Raw genomic sequence first — 14610 nt, forward strand, 5'->3', positions numbered from 1 at the left:
AGTTTTTTATCATTCTCTGTGCTTTTTTAGTGATATAATATTGTAATCAATTGTAAAGGGGGGCAAATATGGGAATTGAACTCGTTCACTTTAGCACCGGTAAACCGAAACAAATGAAATATGGCGAAGATAAAGAAATGATAACAGGTATATGTAAAGATCCTACAGAAGAGGCCTTCCTCTCAAAAGACGGATTCCGTGGTGATGATGTAGCGGATTTAAAACACCACGGGGGACCTGATCGCGCAGTTTGCGTGTACCCACACGAGCATTACGCACTATGGGAAGAGGAATTTCAAACTACACTTCCGGCTTCCACATTTGGCGAAAACATTACCGTAACAAATATGTTAGAGCGTGATGTATGCATCGGAGATACATATCAACTAGGCGAAGCAATCATTCAAGTTACACAAGCGAGAGTACCTTGTAGCACAATTTCAAAACGCCTTGGTATTCCTGGTATTTTGCCACGTATTGTAGCAACTGGATATACTGGTTATTTATGCCGCGTTCTTCAAGAAGGTACTGTACGTCAAGATTCTAAAATTACATTATTAGAGCGTCCATCAAACAATGTATCTGTTTTGTTCTCTAACGAAATTTATTTTCATAATAGGAAAGATAAAGATGGCATTGAGAAGGTTCTTGCTGTACAAGAACTAGCCGAGATTTGGCGTGATCAGTTAGAGGATCGTCTTGCGAAGTTAAAATAATAAATCCCACCTTTTATAGGTGGGACTCTATTTATCTATCATACGGTATACTAGTGACCGAAATTATATCGACTTAACTACAAAATACGACAAACACTCCCCTTACAACCAATAAGAAGAATAACTCCCCAGCACAGTAACAGAAAACCCGAGTGCTTCAAGTTCCATCATTACGCCTGGCAATAATACGTCATCATATGCTTTATCTACGTCGATTAAGAAAAAGTAATTTCCAAGACCTGTTTTCATCGGGCGAGATTCAATTTTGGATAAGTTTAATTTTCTCCATGCGAAAGCTGATAACACTTGATATAGTGCCCCTGCGTAATCAGCAGGTAACGTTATCATAAGCGTCGTTTTCTCTCCTCGGTTTTCTCCGTTATTTGGGAGTACTGCTTTCTTTTTCTTATGGAGAACAAGGAAACGTGTATGATTGTTTTTATGCGTATGAATATCACGCCTTACAATTGTTAATCCGTATTTTTCTGCCGCTGCTTCATTTGCAATAGCTGCAATTTTTTCTTCAGGATGTTCTTTCACATATTGCGCAGCAGCGCTTGTTGATGTCATATCGCGAACGGTTACCCCTTTTAATTCCTCATTTAAAAATTTATGGCACTGTGCAATGGCATGCGGATGAGAATGTACAGCGTATACTTCTTTCCACACTTCTTCGTACTGCGGGTGTACGAGTAAATGCTGCTGAATTGGCACTGTAATTTCTCCTACAATGGAAAGTGGCTGCTCATGTACGAGATAATCAACCGTTATATTAACTGAACCTTCTATGGCGTTCTCTAACGGTACGACCGCATAATCTACATTTTCATTTGCAGCTGCATCAATACAATCCGGAATCGTTCGATACGGTACATGCTCTGCTTCCGGAAAAAAACGACTCACCGCCATATTTGTAAATGTCGCTTCTGGTCCTAAATATCCTACTCGAATCATCGTCTTTTCCCTCTTTTTCGTTTTCTTACTGTTATACCATACTTTTTTATATTCTTCTATGAGAATTTCGAATATTAAAAAAAGACTAGCGTTCGCTAGTCTAAATGTTTCTTGTATTCTCTTTGAGCGAAGAAGAAATAGATGATACATGCAGCAATGTAAAACAGAATAAACAATCCCACTTTTCTTAATGATCCGTCCATAAAAAGAGTATTATGAAACGTATATAACGCAACTGCACTATGCATACTCCCTACTATAATTGGCGCAAAAAATAGCATACATAATTGCCAACGAGAAATCTTCCACACTTCTTCCTTCGTCATTCCAAGTTTAGAGAGCGCCCCGTACTGCTTTCGATCGGATGCAATATTATGAAACCATTTAAAATATACGATGCTACATGACGTAAGGAAGAATAATATGCTAATGAATGAGCCTATAAATAGAGTAATATCACCACCTTCTTTCATATTCACATATAATTCCATATTACTTCGAAACGCATCATTGGTATCATGTTTCATATGTTTCCGTAAAGCTTCGTTTAATTCCTTCGTATTTTCGATATTTGGTAATGTATACCCTCTATATATCATTTTTTCAGAATCCGGAATTGTATTTGCTATACTGTTAAAATCTTCATCATTCATGACGAAAAACAGACCATTAATGTATGAAGGGTGATGGTTAAATTGTACCCCTTCTTTTTGACCGTTATATATAAATTGATATGTTCGATTCATTACTTGCAATTGAATCTCTTTTTGATTATATACATTTGGATAATTGCGTTTATTATAATAGACAAGTGTAACTGTTCCTTTTTTAGGATAATACATTTTCTGTTTTTGTTTTCTTGCCTCTTGATTGTATTCACTTTCCTTTATAAGCGGTGCTACCTCTGTTTCTCCCTTATTGGACTGAAAGGATGCATACACTCCAACAAAACTCATAGATTGAAAATCATCATATCCATATTGATGTAATAAGTTTTCAACCTTGTCTTTCTCGAAAACTTCATGAGCAGAAGTGCCTTTTTCTATGTATGAAAATGAGTGTACTCCTCCGCCACGCCACATATCTTGCATGCTAGAAAAATATAAGAACACCGTACCTGTCGCCGTAACGACAAACGTTGTTGCCATAGACAACAGAAAGAAAAAGCGACTATTTTCCTTCATTCGATGTGACAATTGATTCACTATAAATAAATACGGATATGTATACATAATCCTTTTATTTCTTTTTATCACTTCTAATATTTGTGTAGCGCCATGTGTAAATGAGAAATACGTCCCAAAAGAAATGAGTATAACAACCGGAAAAAAGTATAATGCTATCGTTGTCATCGTCACTTGTAGTGCTAACGCATATCCGCCCACTAAACAAGCAAAACCGAATAAACAAAGCCACTTTGATGTTTTCCTCTCCCGTTTATCTGTTCGAAATTCTTTTAATAACCGTATGATTTTTATATTCCATATACGTAAAGCACTTATAAAAGATAACAGAACAAAGACGAGCATATATATAACAAACGTTACACCAATCGCTCTCATGTCAAATATGACAGGGAGTTCTTTCGGAAGATGAAGTAACATACTAAATACCATAAAAAAGAGTTTCAAAAAAATCATGCCAAGCCCAATACCGAAAATATTAGCGAAAATACCGATCAATATTTGCTCGGTCATAATCACTCCTATTACGTTAGACTTCGTCGCTCCCATTAACATATATAACCCTAATTCTTTCTTACGTGCTTCTATGAAAATAGAAGTAGAGTACAAAATAAATATGACGAAAAAAGAAATAATTATAACGTTACATATGATAAGTCCCCAGCGTACATTTTGATACCACATCGTCTCTTGCATATACGGATGTACAATGACAGACATGTATGCAAAAGACGCAAATATTGCAAAACAACTACTTAAGAAAAACACTTTATAATTACGCCAATTTCCCTTTATATTTTGTAGCGCCAGTTGCCGAATGTTCATCTATCATCCTCCTGTACCTTACTACACAGGCAAAAAGCTAGAGGTTTCCCTAGCTTTTCACATGTTTTAAATATCCTCTTTGCGCGATCATAAAGTAAATGGCAGAAGCTAAAATATAAGCCCCTATTACAATCGCACCTGATTTCCATAAATCGATATAAAGCATTTTCCCTAACGTATGAAGAGCAAACCCACTATGAATTGTACCGATTAAAATTGGGATAAAGAAGATAACACCCATCTGACGAATTGCAATTTTACGAATTTCTTTATCTGTCATACCAATTCTTTTTAATGACTTAAATTGAATACGATCTTGTTCTTTATCGTTAAACCATTTAAAGTATGTCATGCTACACGCAAAGAAGAAGAACAGTACTGCTACGAAGAATCCGATGAACATTGTAATCGCTCCACCTTCTCTTATATCTTTATAAGCGAACACTGCGTTTCTCAATTCCCCTTGCTTTTCTGGTGCAATTTCCTTTTTCAAATCTAGCACAAGGTCTTCCGTACTTTTCCAGTCTTCAATATAATAACCATAATATTTCGTCTTTTCTTCATCTGGTACGAGCTTTTCGTATTTCTCAAAATCTTGATCATTCACAATGAGATATTCGCTATCATTAAAAACAGAATATGACGTTGGCTCATTTAATTGAGCAGACTGCATTTGTCCGTTGATTGTAAATTCATACGGTTTCGTACGATCTATCTTCATAAGCTCATTTGCTGCATCAACCATAACCATCGTCGCACTACCTGGTGCATTATGAACCTCTGTAATTTGCTCTTTCTTTTGTTTACGCACTTCCGCGTTATATTCTTTTTCTGAAATAATCGTCATTGGTACTTCACGTTCACTGTTAAACAACATTATTTTCTGTGTTGCAGGTAGTTTTACGTAAGTTACTTTTCGTGCATCTTCAAACCCATGTTTTTTTACAATCTCTTGTTCTTTTTCTTCATTAATCAGGCTATGCGTATTTAGTCCCTTTTCCTCATATGAAATAGCATGCGGTGTAAGCTCTATCGTTTTCGCACTCATATTTTCAAAATATACATAAAGCGTACCAACCGCTGAAGAAACAACCGCCGTAATAATAGAAATAACAAATAGAAAACGAGCATTATCTTTCATTTTATAAATAAGATTGCTAAGTACAAACATATTTGGATACGTATAAAAAGATTGTTTTCGTTTTTGCAATGCTTTTAATACGACTGTACTTCCTTGTGTAAATAGTAAATACGTTCCACCAATCGTCAGTCCGACAATTGGTAAGAAATACATAATGAAATTCATAATTGTTACTTGGAAACAAAGTATATACGCAGCAATAATACAGCCTATACCAACTACCCCTAACCATGTAAATGCAAAAGGTTCTACTTTTTGTTTTCTTGCCTCTCTTAATAAATCAATAATTTGCAAGCGGCCTACTGTCCAAACACTAAACAATGATAGTATTAAAAAGAGGATAAAATATATGCCAGCTGTAATAAAAACTGCTTTACTATTCCACACAAGCGGAAGTGTTTTATCAATTTTCAACAATACACTTAATGCTTGGAAGAAAAGTTTTGAACAAAGCATTCCAATCCCAATACCTACTATAATGGCAATACTCCCTAACATCAGTTGCTCTAATATAATCATTCGGCCGAGCTGAGACTTCGTTCCACCTATTAACGTTAATAAGCCAAATTCTTTTTTTCTTGCTCGTAAAAACGTTGAATTCGCATATAAAATAAAGAGTGCTGAGAAGATGACTACAATATAATTCATCGATTCTAACCCTTTTGTAATCATCGTCTTCATACTAATATTACCACTTACGACATCTGGATGATAAATGAAGGAAGCATACATGAAAAATACGACAATCGATAAACAACTACTAATAAGAAACGCTTTATAATTACGCCAATTTCCTTTTACGTTATTAAGCGCGAGCTGGCGAAAGTTCATGATATTCTCCTCCTAGCATCGCAAGTACGTCTAAAATTTCTTGGAAAAAGGCTTGCTTCGTTCTTCCTTTATGTATTTCTGAAAAAATCTCTCCATCACGTATGAAAAGGATACGTTCGCAATAACTAGCGGCTACTGGATCATGTGTTACCATTGCAATCGTTACTTTCTTTTGCTCATGCAAATCTTGAAGTGCTCCCATTAATGATTTCGCTGACTTAGAATCTAAGTTTCCTGTTGGCTCATCCGCTAAAATTAATGTTGGTTCATGAATAATCGCCCTTGCAGCTGCTGCACGTTGTTGTTGTCCACCTGATACTTCGTATACTTTTTTATTTAAAATTTCTTCGATGTTTAAAAACCTCGCAATTTCAAGTACTTTCGCATCAATTTCTTTTACAGATTTCTTCGCCATTACAAGCGGCAAAATAATATTTTCTTTAATCGATAATGTATCAAGTAAGTTGAAATCTTGGAAAATGAATCCTAGATGTGTACGGCGAAACTCCGCTAATTTTGCAGCACGCATTTGATTAATTTCTTCACCATTTACAAGCACATGACCTGAAGTTTGCTTATCAATTGTTGCTAATAAATTTAAAAGCGTTGTTTTCCCGCTCCCTGAAGGCCCCATAATTCCTACAAATTCGCCTTCTTCTATTTTAAAATTTATATCGTTTAAAGCAGTCGTCGCTACTGAACCTTTTGATTGGTACACTTTTGTTAATCCTTTTACTTCAAGAACACTCATTTCTAATCCCCCTATGTGTTTTCTTCTTACATTTACTATAAGAAAAATAAGAAAAAGAAACGAGTGATTTCCCTTACAAAACGTTTTGTTATCTTACAGTTTTGTCATTTTTCTCATTAATGTATGATATTCTTCATCTTTTGCAAATTGGAACGTGAATGTTGTTCCTTCCCCTTCAGCCGATTGCACATACATACCGTGATGTAAATTATCACAAATTTCCTTCGTAATATATAAGCCCATTCCAGTTGCTTCTCTCGTTTTACGGCCATTTATTCCCGTAAAGAATGGGTCAAATATACGCTTTACATCTTGCTCTGGAATACCAATTCCATTGTCCTTAATATGTAGTAACACCTTTTGGTCTTTCTCTTCAATTTGAAATTGAATTTCCTTTTTCTCTGCTTCTGAAATTTTCGTATACTTAATTGCATTTACAACAATTTGCCCTATAGCAATACTTAGCCATTTTCTATCAGATGCAACCATACAAGTATCTTCATCAAACATTACTTTCGGAAATACCGACGATTGAATGAAAGATTTTCGATTTTCATTAATAATACCCCTGATGATATCTATCACATTTACTACTTCTACTTTATAATCTTTCGAAAATTGATCTAACCTTGCCATATGTAACGCTAAATCTAACCCATTTAAAATACGGTTATTTTCTTCACGAATACTTTCAATCGTTCCCCTTGCTTCACGGTGCTCCTTACCATATTTCTGTAACAATAATTCAATAACGGATACTGGTGTTTTCATTTGATGGATCCACTGGTTCATAAAAATCATTTGCTGTTGCTCTTTTGCATGCTGCTTATGAACTTCATTCATATATTGCTGCCTTAATAGCGTAAACGCTTCAACAACCATTTCTTGCTCTGACGTATAAGAAGTATCAATAAGTAAAGAGTCGTGTAATGTATTTCCGCTAGCAACATATTTTTCGATTCTTTTTAAAAATACACTTCGTTTTCGATAATCGTAAATGAGGTATACAGTAAATACAACTGTCCCTAATAAAAGCCCATATAACCACGTACTCCAATCAATGGATCTTTTTTCTAAAAGACTTTGCAACTGCAAAACGAGCCCAAATAAACAAAGGCTAATAATATAAGAAAGAAGTAAAGAAAAACGGTCCATGAGGTAATTTTTAACCTTCATGCCCTTCGCCCCACTCTGTAAGAAGTGCATAACCATATCCGCGTTTCGTTACAATTGCATTTTTAATGCCTAACTCCTCAAGTTTCTTCCTTACACGCTTTACATTCACGGTTAATGTATTATCATCAACAAAAGCTACTTCATCCCATAAAGCCTCTAACAGCTCTTCACGTGTCACGTATTGATTTGCTTGTTTCATTAAACATTCTAATAAATAAAACTCATTTTTTGTAAGTTCCGTTTGTTGACCTTTCCACTCTTACTGTGTGCTGTGATGGGAATAATAACAATCCATTAACACCTAAGCAGTCACTTTCCGCGGCCAAAGCATACTCACCATACCCGCGGCGGAGTGCACTTTTCACCTTTGCCATTACGATATCTAAATGGAATGGCTTTGTAATGTAATCATCTCCGCCATTTTCAATCGCCATTACTTGATCCATTTCCCCTGTTCTTGCAGAAACAAAAATAATTGGCGCATTCGATACAGTGCGGATTTGGCGGCACCAGTAGAAGCCATCAAAGTATGGTAAATTAATATCAAGTAACACAAGATGAGGACTTACTTTTACAAACTCATCTTTTATATGCCGTAAATCGCTCACTCTGAAAGATTGATATCCATACCTTTCTAAATGCTCCTCTAATATCTCTGCAATTTTTTCATCATCTTCTACAATTAATATTTTATACATATTCCTTTTCTCCCCATAAAATATTCTTCTAAAATCACTCCTTTTTCTATTATAAATTGAAACTTTAATCAATGGGGATTTTTTCCTATATCGACTTATGGTTCGCCTATACGAATTAGTTTTTACTGGACTCAAATAACGAAAAAAAAAGACCGCCATATTTCGGCAGTCTTAATCGATAAATTCAAATTGATATTCAAGAATTTTCACAATATCTCCGTCTGTTGCGCCACGTGCACGAAGGGCTTCATCAATACCCATTCCACGCATTTGACGAGCAAATCGGCGTACAGATTCATCACGTGAGAAGTCTGTCATCTTGAATGTTTTCTCAATGTCATAACCAGAAATAACAAATGTGCCATCACTTTCGCGTGTAATTTCAAAATTAGATTCAGATTCAAATTTGTACATTACACTTGCTTCAGATTCTTCTACATCATCGTACATTGGGAATTCTGGTGTTGTTTCTAATAAGTTCGCTACTTCAAATAGTAAGTCACGAACACCTTGTTTCGTTACAGCTGAGATTGGGAAAATTTTCACTTCGTCTCCCAATTTCTCTTTAAATGCTTGTAAGTTTTCTTCTGCATCTGGCATATCCATTTTGTTTGCAACAACAACTTGTGGACGCTCAGTTAAACGCATATTGTATTCTTTTAGTTCATTATTGATTGTGACATAATCTTCATATGGCTCACGTCCTTCTAAACCAGACATATCGATAACGTGCACAATTACACGTGTACGTTCGATATGACGTAAGAATTGGTGTCCAAGTCCAACGCCGGAGTGTGCGCCTTCAATTAGTCCAGGAAGGTCAGCCATAACGAAGCTGCGGTTATCACCAGTTTCAACAACACCAAGATTCGGAACGATTGTTGTAAAGTGATATTCTGCAATTTTCGGACGCGCTGATGATACAACAGATAATAATGTAGATTTACCTACACTTGGGAATCCAACAAGTCCAACATCTGCTAGCACTTTAAGTTCTAGCGTGACATCACGTTCTTGACCTGGTTCCCCGTTCTCAGCGATTTCTGGCGCTGGGTTCGTCGCTGTTGCGAAACGTGAATTACCACGGCCACCACGGCCACCTCTTGCGATTACAGCTGTTTGTTCATGCGTTACTAAATCGGCAAGAATTTCACCTGTTTTTTCATCTTTCACTATTGTTCCTGGTGGAACCTTTACGATTAAATCTTCAGATTTACGACCGTGCTGACCTTTACTCATTCCGTGCTGACCGCGATCAGCTTTGAAATGACGTTGGTAGCGGAAGTCCATTAATGTACGTAAGCCTTCCTCAACAACAAAAACAACATCTGCACCTTTACCACCGTCGCCACCTGCTGGGCCACCTTTAGGTACATACTTCTCACGACGATACGCAACCATTCCGTTACCACCGTCGCCGCCTTTTACATATATCTTGACCTGATCTACAAACATTATTTCACCACACTTTTTTCGATTAGTTGTAATATAACTGAGACTTCTTCGTCTCGTACTGTATAAGAAATGGAATACCATTTATTGTTTTCGTTCGCAAGCCACGTTTGTAGTTCTTCTACATTCGTTAGCTTTCCACGAAAATCAAAAAAGAAACGAGCATTCTCCGCGTCACTTTCAATTGTGATACAAACATAATTTTCAACATATACGTCTAAACTATGCTGAAGCATTAAGAAAAACTGATTCGTCCATGTACATACAGTCTCATCTAGATGAGATAAGTTATGTAATTTCCCTAATACTTCGTACTCCAATAAGCACGGTTGCTGTTTCCAATTATATGTTAAAATCCACTCTGAAAATAAAGGCATTGATAGCCCCATCAGATTGGATTCTTGTCTCGCTTCTTGGACAAAACGATCGATGAGCCTATGAATCTCTTCCACTTTTCCAAGGGAAAGATTTCCTTTAACCATCTGCAAACGATTGAGCCAATCATGTCTCGAGTGGCTCAACGCATCTATAATTGTCCATTTTTCATTCATTTAGATACCCCTTAATATAGAAAAACTCTAACCTGCACTCAGGTTAGAGTTTTCCGTGAGTTCTTATGCTTCTTGAGCAACAGGATATACGCTCACTTGTTTGCGGTCACGACCAAGACGCTCAAAGCGTACTACGCCGTCAACTTTCGCGTATAAAGTGTCATCGCCACCACGACCAACGTTAACACCTGGATAAATTTTTGTACCGCGTTGACGGTAAAGAATTGAACCACCTGAAACCGTTTGACCATCTGCGCGTTTAGCACCAAGACGTTTTGACTGAGAGTCACGACCGTTCTTTGTACTACCTACACCTTTCTTAGATGCGAAAAACTGAAGATCTAATCTTAACATACGTTACACCTCCTGCACTTTTTCTATTAAACGGATATACTTTCCGTAATCAAGTTCAATCGTCTTAAGTGAAACAACCAATCCTTCTAAAAGTATTTGTGCTTTTTCTGCTGTATGAACATCTAAATCATTAGGCAATTCATACGTCAAGAATCCGCCATCACTTCCGAGTTCAATAGTTGCCTGCACATTACAAAGTTCTTCCACTGCATTTATAGAACCAAACACAACCGCTGTAGTTCCAGCACAGACAAGATCTTGTCCATGTGGCGCATAATTGGCATGTCCAGTCATTTTAAATGATCGGATACTTCCTAGTTTCGTGCGACTTATCGTAATCTTAATCATCTTAACCAGAATTAAGCGTTGATAGCTTCAACTACTAGCTTAGTGTAAGGTTGACGATGACCTTGTTTCTTACGATTGTTCTTTTTCGCTTTGTATTTGAAAACGATGATTTTCTTAGCGCGACCTTGTTTTTCAACTTTCGCAGTAACTGTTGCACCCTCTACAACTGGGCTACCAACTTTCACGTTTTCGCCACCAACGAAAAGAACTTTGTCAAAAGTAACAGTTTCACCAGCTTCAACATCTAATTTTTCAATGTAGATTGCTTGACCAGCTTCAACTTTAATTTGTTTTCCACCTGTTTCGATAATTGCGTACATACTTGCACCTCCTCTTAATTACTAAGACTCGCCAAAAACGAGGTAGACATAAAATGTCTTTAGGGAACCTGTCTTGTGCGGTTGTAGCATATAGCAGTTTAGGTGCTATAAACTATAACATAAAAATATTACCATGACTCATTGACTGTTGTCAATGAATGTTCTGCTAACTATTTTTTCCGTTCTACAATTTCTTTCTTACTTCCAAAACGGATAATAGCGTACTTTTCGATAATATCATCTTTGAAATAAATTTCAAATGGAATATTTTTTTGTAATTCTTTTTGTGAAAAATGTTTTTTTACTTTTTTTGAAGCACCAATCAATACAGCTTCATCCTCTATATTACCATAAGTAATAAGCTCTCTCTCTAGCTCATACGCAATTGTTTCATTAGATATAACGTAACCTGTCGCTTTACAAGGCGCACACTCTTCTAATAATACGTCACGTAACGAATGTTTCTTGCGCTTACGCGTCATCTCTAAAATACCTAACTCTGTAAACCCAAGCACTCTTGTATATGTGCGATCATCTTGTAAAGCTATCGTTAAACGCTCTCTTACCTTCTCTTTATCTTCTCGTCTTTTCATATTAATAAAATCAATTAATATCATCCCGCCAATATCACGAAGTCTTAATTGACGAGCAATCTCTTCAGCAGCCATTTCATTTGTGCGAAATACGGTATCTTGTAAATTTTGTTTTCCAGTAAATTTACCTGTATTCACATCAATTACAGTCATCGTCTCCATTTGTTCTACAATTAGATAGGCACCATTTGGTAGCCACACAATTTTTTGAAGTGCTTTCTCGATTTCACGATCTATTCCAAAATGGTTAAACATCGAAGATTTTTCATTATAAAAGGATACTCTTTCTTTCCCTACTTTTTCTTCTAATTCTTTTACTATACTTCTCGTATCTACAACTATTTTTTCAATTGTTTCAATTGGGTTCTCCTGAAATACACGATCTAAAAACGTCGCTGGTTGATGAAGTAGTAAGGGCGCCTTCCCTTGATCTTCTTTTCTTTTTAACTCTTCATATAACTGCTGCAACCTTTGCATTTCAGCTTGTATTTCATCGATCGTTCCTTTTTCAGAAGCAGAACGGAAAATGTATCCACCTGTTCCTTCTACTTCAATTCCCAGTAACTGTTGTCTTCTTTTATTATTTTTTATTTTCCGAGAAACAGCGCGCATGTCATCATAGGGCATGTAAACGACATATTTTCCGGTAAATTCTATCTTCGCCGTTAATTTTGGCCCCTTCGTATCAATTGCCTCTTTCACAACTTGTACAAGTATCGCCTGTCCTTCATGTATGCGATATGAAGATGGTACATCATCAAATGAAAGATATGCATGTTTTTCTAATCCGATATTTACAAAGGCTGCGTTCATTCCAGCAATTGTTCTTACGATACGCCCAACATAAATATGTCCGACAATCTCCTGCTCTTCATTCCGTTTCCATAAAAGCTCTACAATTTTTTGTTTCTCTTCTATCGCAACACGCTTTTCCGAACCAGTGTAGTTAATATATAACGTCTTCAAAATTCTTTCCTCACTTTTCATTTCTTTTCCTTACAATATAAAAGGTTAGTGTCGTCGTCAACACTAACCAATTAATTCTTCAACAGATGAGGTTGTTCGTTTTTCAGCAAAATACGCATACAACAATTCATTTTCGTCCAATGTGTAATGCTCTTTATATTTTCCATGGACGATAATAGAGTGTTTATATCCTCTGCGAAATTTTGTGAAAATCGTATATAAATGATCTTCCGTTTTCACCTCAATAGGTGCTATTTTTTCAATATCTCTTTTATTCCCATAATAACGCTCTAATAAAAAACGCATAAATGCGTACCGTCTTTGTTTCCATTCTTGATATAAAGAAATCGCTAGAAAAACGAGTAATACCCACATCATAATGTTATTACTATTCCAAAGTAACTGCCATCCTAATATTACACTAAAAAAAACACATGACAATTTCATCATCTTTTCATGTGCTTGTAAATAGGGAAAACGATATGATAATACATTAAATAATACTTTTCCACCATCAAGTGGCCAAATAGGCAATAAATTAAACCCTAAAATAATGACATTATTCCATACAAAGAAATGGTACAAATCGTCAGTTACCCAGCCCGCTTTATACAAAATGTAAGCGACCGCAATCATCCATATATGCTGAATTGGCCCCGCCATAACGACAATTAATTCTTCTTTTAACGATTTGTTCCCATGTTCTTCCATCTCAACTACGCCACCAAACGGCAAAAGCTGAATTTGTTTAATACGCCAATTATAATACGCTGCGGCAAAAGCATGCCCAAGTTCATGAACTAAAACGATACAAAATAACAATAGTAACTCTTTAAAACGTGCTGTAAAAATACCAATGACAATAATAACCCAAAACAACGGATGCACAGAAATTTTCGTGAAAACATCCCTATATTTAATCAAATGAAATCACCTGAATTGGATCAATAAATTTTTCATTCTTTTTTATTGCAAAATAAAATTTGCCATTTTTATTATTTTCATCATTACTCACTATTCCAATTTTTTGTTTCTTTGAAACGTAATCATATAATTTTACTGACATATCATTTAAATTTGCATACCATGACTCCGTGCCATCAGCGTGCTGAATTTGAACTGTATTTCCAAGTTCCTCTTTCTTGCCCGCAAAAACAACTATACCTTCATTTACTGACTCCACCGTTGCATTTGTAGCCGTTTGAACAAATACACCCTGGCCGTTTTTTTGAAATCCTTGCATCACCTTTCCAGAGGCAGGAATCGCATAATCCTTTTGCTGAATAGCCTCTTCTTTTTTCTCATTTGGAGAAAAAAACACGAGAGGTTTTCCAAACTGATTTTCATACCATTTCGATATAGTAGCAAATTGAAATTCTTCTTGCATAACTTTTTCTGTAACAGCTCTAGTACCATCAAAAGAAGAAGGTGCGTTCTTAAATAAAATAGCAACCGAAAGAACTAATATTGCTGATAGCAAAACTTTGAAGAGAAAAACTTCTTTTCGAAATAGAGGATGAATTTCCTTCTCCCCCTCTTCAATAAAGACCGTTTCGCTATCAAAATCTCCTCCCGCAAAATACTGCTCTTCTTCTAGCAATTCTTGCTCTGCTTTCCTTTTCGCAATCCGCTTTTTAATTTCTTCCACACGTCTATTCTTCATACTGTCTCCTTTCTTTCGTTAGCCTTATTCAAATAGAAACAGTTATATACAGTTTGTACATATGTATGAGTTATAGAAGGAAGATAT

Annotated in this window: 14 protein-coding genes, 1 pseudogene and 1 other annotated feature; of the genes and pseudogenes, 1 reads left to right on the forward strand and 14 read right to left on the reverse strand. The window is 36.1% G+C overall.

The features are described from left to right. Positions 1-68 precede the first annotated feature (68 nt). Positions 69-716, forward strand: a complete 648-nt coding sequence (locus tag I6L50_RS27980) for an MOSC domain-containing protein (RefSeq protein ID WP_219303587.1) — start codon at positions 69-71, stop codon at positions 714-716. Between the two features lie 102 nt (positions 717-818). On the opposite strand, the gene pheA is transcribed toward I6L50_RS27980, so the two are convergent. The 14 genes and pseudogenes from pheA to I6L50_RS28050 all read right to left on the reverse strand — a co-directional run bounded on the left by pheA (position 819) and on the right by I6L50_RS28050 (position 14523). Continuing rightward, positions 819-1670: a prephenate dehydratase gene (gene pheA / locus I6L50_RS27985; RefSeq protein ID WP_002015384.1), complete on the reverse strand. Its 852-nt coding sequence runs from the start codon at positions 1668-1670 to the stop codon at positions 819-821. Positions 1671-1765: 95 nt separating this feature from the next. After that, positions 1766-3679, reverse strand: coding sequence for an ABC transporter permease (locus I6L50_RS27990; protein ID WP_219303588.1), 1914 nt, complete (start codon positions 3677-3679; stop codon positions 1766-1768). A gap of 49 nt (positions 3680-3728) precedes the next feature. Beyond that, entirely contained in the window at positions 3729-5651 is a 1923-nt protein-coding gene (locus I6L50_RS27995; RefSeq protein WP_219303589.1) for an ABC transporter permease, read from the reverse strand. After that, positions 5626-6402, reverse strand: coding sequence for an ABC transporter ATP-binding protein (locus I6L50_RS28000; protein WP_002015381.1), 777 nt, complete (start codon positions 6400-6402; stop codon positions 5626-5628). The genes I6L50_RS27995 and I6L50_RS28000 overlap by 26 nt, the downstream gene beginning before the upstream one ends. A 93-nt stretch (positions 6403-6495) precedes the next feature. Beyond that, entirely contained in the window at positions 6496-7578 is a 1083-nt protein-coding gene (locus I6L50_RS28005) for a HAMP domain-containing histidine kinase (RefSeq protein WP_219303590.1), read from the reverse strand. Beyond that, positions 7568-8276 (reverse strand): annotated as a pseudogene (locus tag I6L50_RS28010) (response regulator transcription factor). Before I6L50_RS28010 ends, I6L50_RS28005 begins: the two are co-directional and overlap by 11 nt. A 171-nt stretch (positions 8277-8447) precedes the next feature. Further along, on the reverse strand, positions 8448-9731 hold the full coding sequence (obgE, locus tag I6L50_RS28015) for a GTPase ObgE (protein ID WP_002015378.1): 1284 nt from the start codon (positions 9729-9731) through the stop codon (positions 8448-8450). Then, on the reverse strand, positions 9731-10279 hold the full coding sequence (locus I6L50_RS28020; protein ID WP_002015377.1) for a sporulation initiation phosphotransferase B: 549 nt from the start codon (positions 10277-10279) through the stop codon (positions 9731-9733). The genes obgE and I6L50_RS28020 overlap by 1 nt, the downstream gene beginning before the upstream one ends. 63 nt (positions 10280-10342) lie before the next feature. Next, positions 10343-10633 (reverse strand): 50S ribosomal protein L27, encoded by a 291-nt coding sequence (rpmA, locus tag I6L50_RS28025; RefSeq protein ID WP_000944957.1) that lies wholly within the window; start codon positions 10631-10633, stop codon positions 10343-10345. Positions 10634-10636: 3 nt separating this feature from the next. Then, complete coding sequence (locus I6L50_RS28030; protein WP_002138477.1) at positions 10637-10981, reverse strand: ribosomal-processing cysteine protease Prp; 345 nt, start codon at positions 10979-10981, stop codon at positions 10637-10639. An 11-nt stretch (positions 10982-10992) separates the two neighbouring features. Beyond that, positions 10993-11301 (reverse strand): 50S ribosomal protein L21, encoded by a 309-nt coding sequence (gene rplU, locus I6L50_RS28035; protein ID WP_000270907.1) that lies wholly within the window; start codon positions 11299-11301, stop codon positions 10993-10995. Positions 11302-11315: 14 nt separating this feature from the next. Then, positions 11316-11394, reverse strand: a sequence feature (ribosomal protein L21 leader region). Positions 11395-11471: 77 nt separating this feature from the next. After that, complete coding sequence (locus I6L50_RS28040; RefSeq protein WP_219303591.1) at positions 11472-12881, reverse strand: Rne/Rng family ribonuclease; 1410 nt, start codon at positions 12879-12881, stop codon at positions 11472-11474. 42 nt (positions 12882-12923) lie between these two features. Next, entirely contained in the window at positions 12924-13784 is an 861-nt protein-coding gene (locus tag I6L50_RS28045; RefSeq protein WP_002088816.1) for a M50 family metallopeptidase, read from the reverse strand. Next, positions 13777-14523 carry a M23 family metallopeptidase gene (locus tag I6L50_RS28050; RefSeq protein WP_002034147.1) on the reverse strand — a complete coding sequence of 249 codons (747 nt, stop codon included), beginning with the start codon at positions 14521-14523 and terminating at the stop codon, positions 13777-13779. Before I6L50_RS28050 ends, I6L50_RS28045 begins: the two co-directional genes overlap by 8 nt. Positions 14524-14610 lie beyond the last annotated feature (87 nt).

The organism is Bacillus sp. FDAARGOS_1420 (assembly GCF_019344915.1).
Lineage (GTDB): Bacteria > Bacillota > Bacilli > Bacillales > Bacillaceae_G > Bacillus_A > Bacillus_A mycoides.

Excerpts from the sequence above, each read along its gene's own strand:
- I6L50_RS27980 (WP_219303587.1), top strand. The coding sequence starts at position 69 with ATGGGAATTGAACTCGTTCACTTTAGCACCGGTAAACCGAAACAAATG.
- pheA (WP_002015384.1), bottom strand. The coding sequence starts at position 1,670 with ATGATTCGAGTAGGATATTTAGGACCAGAAGCGACATTTACAAATATG.
- I6L50_RS27990 (WP_219303588.1), bottom strand. The coding sequence starts at position 3,679 with ATGAACATTCGGCAACTGGCGCTACAAAATATAAAGGGAAATTGGCGT.
- I6L50_RS27995 (WP_219303589.1), bottom strand. The coding sequence starts at position 5,651 with ATGAACTTTCGCCAGCTCGCGCTTAATAACGTAAAAGGAAATTGGCGT.
- I6L50_RS28000 (WP_002015381.1), bottom strand. The coding sequence starts at position 6,402 with ATGAGTGTTCTTGAAGTAAAAGGATTAACAAAAGTGTACCAATCAAAA.
- I6L50_RS28005 (WP_219303590.1), bottom strand. The coding sequence starts at position 7,578 with ATGAAGGTTAAAAATTACCTCATGGACCGTTTTTCTTTACTTCTTTCT.
- obgE (WP_002015378.1), bottom strand. The coding sequence starts at position 9,731 with ATGTTTGTAGATCAGGTCAAGATATATGTAAAAGGCGGCGACGGTGGT.
- I6L50_RS28020 (WP_002015377.1), bottom strand. The coding sequence starts at position 10,279 with ATGAATGAAAAATGGACAATTATAGATGCGTTGAGCCACTCGAGACAT.
- rpmA (WP_000944957.1), bottom strand. The coding sequence starts at position 10,633 with ATGTTAAGATTAGATCTTCAGTTTTTCGCATCTAAGAAAGGTGTAGGT.
- I6L50_RS28030 (WP_002138477.1), bottom strand. The coding sequence starts at position 10,981 with ATGATTAAGATTACGATAAGTCGCACGAAACTAGGAAGTATCCGATCA.
- rplU (WP_000270907.1), bottom strand. The coding sequence starts at position 11,301 with ATGTACGCAATTATCGAAACAGGTGGAAAACAAATTAAAGTTGAAGCT.
- I6L50_RS28040 (WP_219303591.1), bottom strand. The coding sequence starts at position 12,881 with ATGAAAAGTGAGGAAAGAATTTTGAAGACGTTATATATTAACTACACT.
- I6L50_RS28050 (WP_002034147.1), bottom strand. The coding sequence starts at position 14,523 with ATGAAGAATAGACGTGTGGAAGAAATTAAAAAGCGGATTGCGAAAAGG.